General features: G+C 67.7%; 3 protein-coding genes. 1 reads left to right on the forward strand and 2 read right to left on the reverse strand.

The annotated features are described in order from the left end of the window. Positions 1–2,703 (reverse strand): MMPL family transporter (locus VGH54_RS26745; protein ID WP_331515152.1); only part of this gene is annotated, 2,703 nt, incomplete at its 3' end. Between the two features lie 272 nt (positions 2,704–2,975). Between VGH54_RS26745 and VGH54_RS26750 the strand changes: the two genes are divergently transcribed. Further along, positions 2,976–3,509, forward strand: coding sequence for a hemophore (locus tag VGH54_RS26750; protein ID WP_414688815.1), 534 nt, complete (start codon positions 2,976–2,978; stop codon positions 3,507–3,509). 8 nt (positions 3,510–3,517) lie between these two features. Here VGH54_RS26750 and VGH54_RS26755 read toward each other — a convergent pair whose 3' ends face one another. Continuing rightward, positions 3,518–4,663, reverse strand: a complete 1,146-nt coding sequence (locus tag VGH54_RS26755) for a YbhN family protein (RefSeq protein ID WP_331515154.1) — start codon at positions 4,661–4,663, stop codon at positions 3,518–3,520. Between the last annotated feature and the right edge of the window lie 67 nt (positions 4,664–4,730).

A 4,730-nucleotide genomic window follows, 5' to 3' on the forward strand; every position in this document is an offset into this window, starting at 1 on the left:
GATCAGATAACCCTTGAGCCGCAGCGTCTCGGCGCCGGTCGGGACCTGCAGCCGGTCGCCGGTGGGCAGCTGCACGTGGGTGGTCTCCAGCGGGCTGCTCCGTTCGAAGTGCGGCTGATCGGGCTCGGTGTCGGCTTGCAATGCATCGAGGGCAACCGAGAGCCGGCCGCGCCACAGGGTGACCGGGTGAATCGGCCGAACGGCACGCGGTGCTGCGCGGCCGGTGCCGTTGCGATGCGACAAGCCGCCGACGAACTTTCTGGCCACCGACTGGCCGTCGGTCCCCGGCGGCGTCCCGATCACCGCCAACTGGCGGGTCGCGGAACTGGCGACGTAATTGCTGTCCTTGACCCGCGCCTGGACGTCGCTGCTACGTCCGCATCCGATGAAGGCCAGCGGATCGGCGACGGTGATCGCGTCGGGCACCAGGTTCTTCAGCCGCGCCGCGGACTTGAGCACGATCCGCAGGTCGGCGCTCGGCACCGCGGGTGCCGAGATGTCGTCGGGGATCATCACGATGTCGCCGAGATCGACTGCAGGCAAGGGCTTTTCGAAGTCAACCGATGGCAGGATGCGCTCCAGCCAAGCGGGCAGCCACCAGTTCCACTCGGCGAACATCGCCATCAGGGCGGGCACCATCACCAGTCGCACCACGGTGGCGTCCACCGCGATCGCGACCGCGCACGCCACCCCGATCTCGGCCACCAGTGGCATGCCGGCGAACGCGAAGCCGATGAACACCGCGATCATGATCAGCGCGGCGCTGGTGATGGTGCGCGCGCTGGTGCTCACGCCGTAGGACACCGCGTCGTGGGTATTGCCCGACTGCAAGAAGCGTTCCCGGATGCGGGTCAGCAGGAAGATCTCGTAGTCCATCGACAAGCCGAACGTCATGGCCAGCACCAGCGGCGGAACCGTGCTGTCGATGGAGGTGATCGGCGCAAAGCCGAGCTTTTCCAGCCACCCCCATTGGAAGACCATCACCAAGCTGCCGTAGGCCGCGGCCACCGACAGCATCGTCATCACCACGCCCTTGAGCGCCAGGAACACCGACTGAATGGAGAGCAGCAGCATCACGAAGGCGATCAGCGCGACGAAGACCAAAACCAGCCACTGGGTGCGGGACACCTGATCGTCGAAGTCCTTGATCAGCGCGGTCGGTCCACCGACACTGACCTGCGCCGAACCGGTGGCGGCTTCGGGAAGATGGCTGCGCAGCCAGGTGATGGTGTTGCGCGCGCCGAGATCCTCGGGGTCCACCGACAGCACCGCCGACAGCATGGCGCTGCTGTTGTTGTCGGCGAACACCGCTGGCGCCACCGAGGTGATGTTGGGGGACTGGCTTATCTGCTTGCTGATGTCGGCGATCGTCTGGGCGTGCGCGGCCGAGGATGCGTCGCCGTCGGGGAAGGTCACCAGCACCTGCACCGGGCCGAGCGCCCCGGGGCCCAGCGCCTCGGAGGCCGCCGACACCCCCGCCCGGATCTCGTGCGACGAGTTGAATTGGCGAAGCAGGCTGTTGCCCAACACCATTGACAGCGCCGGCACCGCCATCGCGAGCAGGACCGCCGATGCCGTCAGCGCCGACGCCCACGGCCGGCGCATCACGCCGCCGATCCAGTGCGTCCAGAACCGGGACTGCGTGGTTTCGGGGCGCCGCGATAAGTGCAACGCCGCCGACCTCTTGGCCGCCGCCCGGCCGATCGTGGCGAGCACCGCCGGCGTCATGGTCGTCGCCGTCAGCATCGCCACGGCCACCGCGAGAATCGCGCCGGTGGCCATGGACGCCAGCGCCGGGGTGTCGATCAGGTAGATACCGGTCAACGACGCGACGACGGTCATCCCGGACAGCGCGACGGCCAAGCCCGACGTCGCCATCGCGGCGTCGATCGCCTCCTGGGGTTGGCGGCCGGCACGCAGCTCCTCGCGGAAGCGCATCAGGATGAACAGCGAATAGTCGACGGCCAGCGCGATACCGAACATCGACACCGTCGATGTGACGAAGACCGACATCGTGGTGTAGGCCGACAGCAGATAGACCAGGCCCATCGTGATCGCGACGGTGCAGATACCCAGCGCCAGCGGAATCGCGGCGGCGGCCAGCGAGCCGAATACCGCCAGCAACACGATCAGGATGATCGGAAAGTTCCACTGCTCGGCTTTGGCAATGTCGTGTTTGGTGTTGGCCGCCGCGGCCGTGCTGAGCGCACCCTGGCCGATGACGTACAGCCGCACCCGGCCGTCGGCCATCTGCCCCGGTCGTTCGCCCTGTACTCCGATCTTGAGCCGCAGCTTCTTGGCGGCGTCGCTGGCGCTGGCGTTGTTGGTGGAATCGAGTCGCAGCGACACCACGTATGGCCGGTCGGGCTGCGGCGAAGGCTGGGCCTGATTAGGCACCACCGCCACATCGGGCATCTGCCTGGCGACCTGCTGTAGAAACCCGGCCGCGGCATTCATGTCTTCGTAGCTGGCGTCCGCGCGCGGCGCCGCGACCAGCGCCAGCGGCGAGGTGCCTTGGTCGGGGTAGTGCGCCTCGAGTTGGTCGTGGACCCGCAGCGACTGGGAGCCGGGCACGTCGAAACCGCCACCCGTGAGGTGACCCGACTGGGTCATCACCAGGTAGATCGCGGGTAATAGCGCGAGCAACCAGCCCATGAAGACCAGCCAGCGGAACCTGCGCAGGTTGCTGCTCAAGCGCATCATGAAGTGCTGGATTTCGGTCTCCCCGCATTAGCGTTGCGTGTTCGCAAGCCTACCGCAGCAACCTATGTGTCGATGCCGCTTACGGCTCGCTGAGCTGCAACGACTCGGCAACGATGTCGAGTTGTGCACAGGTGTGACGAGCTTCCCGCCCGCTGAGTTGGCGACGGCGCCGGAGCGGATGGCAGGATGGCCGGCGAGTGTGGGCGTTGCGCCGCCAGCTGTCTGCGAGGCGAACTTGACCCCGCAAGCCACGAGGAGCTTCTATGACGTCCCTGACTGGGAACACCGCGACCCTGCGCCGTCGACTGCTCGGCGTATTGACCGCGACCGGGCTGAGCGGCGCCACGGCAATGGTGTTGCTGTCCGCGCCCGCCGCCGTCGGCGCCTCAGACCCGTGTGCTGCCAGCGAGATGGCCAAGACGATCAGCAACGTCGCGCGGTCCGCGGGGGACTACCTCGACGGGCATCCGGAGACCAACCAGGCGATGACCTCGGTCATGCAGGAGCCGGCCGGTCAGCAGTCGGTCAACTCGCTGAAGGGCTACTTCGACGCCAACCCCAAGGCGGCCAGCGATATGCAGACCATCGCGGCGCCGCTCGCGGGGCTGTCGAGCCGGTGCAAGATGCCGATCAGTCTGCCCCAGGTGCTCGGCTTCATGCAGTCGGCGCAGGGTGCGGTTCCGGGTGGCGTTCCCGGCGGTATGCCGAGCGGCGTGATCTCCGGCGTTCAGAATGCGCTGCCGGGCGGTGCGGCCACCGTGCCCGGCGCCGCCGCAGCCATGCCGGGACTGAGCGCCTTCAAATAGGGCGCCGTTCAAGTAAGTCGTTCGTCCTCGGCCGGCGGTAGCGGGCCTTGCAGGGCGTCGGGCGCTTCGATGACCTCGTGACACGGCGCTGCCTCTGATTCGTCGTCGTCGGGATCGAGCGGGTCCTCGGCGCGGAACATGAAGAAGAACACCACCCAGCCGATCGCCGCGAGCAGTAGCCAACTGATCAGCCGGTAGATCAGCATCGTCGAGATGGCGACCGGCAGCGACATGCCGCTGGACACCAGGCCCGGCACCAGCACCGCCTCCACCATCAGCAGCCCGCCGGGCATCAGCGGGATCGTTCCGACCGCGCGGGCGGCTGCGCAGGCCACCGTCAGGCCGCCCACCGACGGATGCGCCCCCGCGGCGTACGCCGCGAACCCCAGGCACGCGACGTCGGCGAACCGGTTGATCAGCGACCAACTGAAGGCCGTCGCCAGGTCGCGCCGGCTCAGGCTGACCGACTCCAGCTGGCAGAGCATCTCTCGCCACTTGGCCAGCCCGACGTCGGCCGGCCTGCCGCGCAACGCGTTGAACCGCGCCAACACCCGGCAACCGATCCCTTCGATCAGTTCCGGTCGGGACGCCACCGCCTGGGCCAGCAGCAGCAGCGCCACGAAGCCGCCCAGGGTGAACAGCAGCGAGAACGGGTTGTTCTTGGCGCCGAGGAAGAACGCGCCGCCGAGCCCTAGCAGTGCCAACCCCACCGCCTGCAGCACGCCCGACATCACCAGCTTCCAGGACGCGACCAACGTCGACGCGCCCCAAATCCGTTGCTGCCGAAGCAGAAACGTCGCGGCGAGTACCGGGCCGCCGGGCAGCGTGGTGCTCAGCGAGTTGGCCGCGTAGTAAGCGGCTTCGGACCGTAATTTGTTGACCCGCACCCCGGCCGCCACCAGCAGGGTCCGCTGAACCTCGGCGAAGCTGTGCATTAACAGGACGGCCGCCAGTGCCGACGCCAGCAGCCACCACCACTTCGCCGAGTAGAGGCTGCGGGCGGCCTTGGCCAACTGGTCCCATACCAGTGCCACTTCGACGGCCAGCACGATCGCGACGACCGCCAGGGTGACCCACCGTAGCCACCAATACTTGCTGCGGGCATGCTCTTCGAGCTGTCCGTTGACGTTGTTGGCCGCTGCGCCCTGCGACACGTGATCAGCGTAGCCGCGCAGGTCGCACCCGGATCGCTGCGCGGCACAGATGTCCGCACTGTTTTAC

This window comes from Mycobacterium sp., from assembly GCF_036488105.1.
In the GTDB taxonomy this organism is placed as follows: Bacteria; Actinomycetota; Actinomycetes; order Mycobacteriales; family Mycobacteriaceae; genus Mycobacterium.